The sequence below is a fragment of the Microbacterium sp. ISL-103 genome (assembly GCF_018613995.1).
In the GTDB taxonomy this organism is placed as follows: Bacteria; Actinomycetota; Actinomycetes; order Actinomycetales; family Microbacteriaceae; genus Microbacterium.
Map to the genome: position 1 here is coordinate 1 of NZ_JAGGPD010000673.1, position 1,154 is coordinate 1,154.

General features: G+C 69.3%; 2 protein-coding genes. Both read left to right on the top strand.

The features are described 5' to 3' along the window. On the top strand, positions 1 to 682 hold a 682-nt coding region (locus J7E68_RS19415; RefSeq protein ID WP_251049186.1), incomplete at its 5' end, for a biotin/lipoyl-containing protein. Positions 683 to 684: 2 nt separating this feature from the next. Beyond that, positions 685 to 1,154: acyl-CoA dehydrogenase family protein (locus J7E68_RS19420; protein WP_396652529.1), on the top strand; the 470-nt coding region annotated here is incomplete at its 3' end.

Consider the following 1,154-nt stretch of genomic DNA (forward strand, 5'->3'; position numbering starts at 1 on the left):
CGTGCTCGGCGTCGACACGAACATCGCCTTCCTTCGACTGCTCTGCCGTGATCAGAGGGTCATCGCCGGAGATCTCGACACGGGCCTCATCGAGACGCTTCTGCCTCTGAACGAGGAGCCGCCGTCGCCCGCGATGCTCGCCGCCGCAGGGCGCGAGGTGTCGCGAGAGGCGGGGCGGGAGGGAGCCGGAGCCGATGCGCGACGAGTCGGTCGCGCGGGCGCGGTATGGCACGCCCTGAGCCTTGACCGGCCACGGGATGTCGCGTTCCTCACCGACAGCGGCGAGGTGCTCGAGGCTCCGACACAGGAATCGATCGATGCGCGAGTGGTCGTCGCCACGGACTCGGGCGGCGACATCTGGGTGAGCGAAGGTGGCAGGTCCGTGCACATGCGCCCCCTGGACCGTCGGGCGCAGATGCTGCAGCGCATGCGGGCCCGGGACGAGCGGAGTGGCACGAGTGGCCCCGACGCGCGCGCGCCGATGCCCGGAACCGTCGTGGCCGTGCACGTGCGCGACGGTGACGTGGTGGTCGCTGGTACGCCCCTCGTCTCGATCGAGGCCATGAAGATGGAGCACCCGGTGTCGGCTCCCCACGACGGGACGGTGCGCCTGACCGTCGCCGTGGGCGATCAGGTTCGACGCGACCAGCCGGTCGCACACATGACGACGGAGGAGAGATGAGCATGGAACAACTGACCGATGAGGAGCGCGAGCTCGCCGCGATGGTGCGGGAGTTCGCGGAGACCGTCGTCGCGCCGCAGGCGTACGAGGCCGACCGCACCCACACCCTCTCGATGGATGTGGTCGGTCAGATGGGTGACCTCGGTCTCTTCGGTCTGCCGTTCCCCGAGGAGTACGGCGGCCAGGGCGGTGACTACATGGCCCTCGGCATCGCGATCGAGGCCCTCGGTCGCGTCGATCAGTCCATCGCGATCACCCTCGAAGCCGGAGTCAGCCTGGGCGCGATGCCGGTGTACCGCTTCGGCAGCGAGGAGCAGAAGCGCGAGTATCTTCCCGATCTTCTCGCAGGTCGCGCGCTGGCCGGCTTCGGGCTCACCGAGCCCGAAGCGGGAAGCGACGCCGGGGCGACGCGCACGACTGCGCGTCTGGAGGGCGACGAATGGGTCATCGACGGCTCGAAGCAGTTCATCAC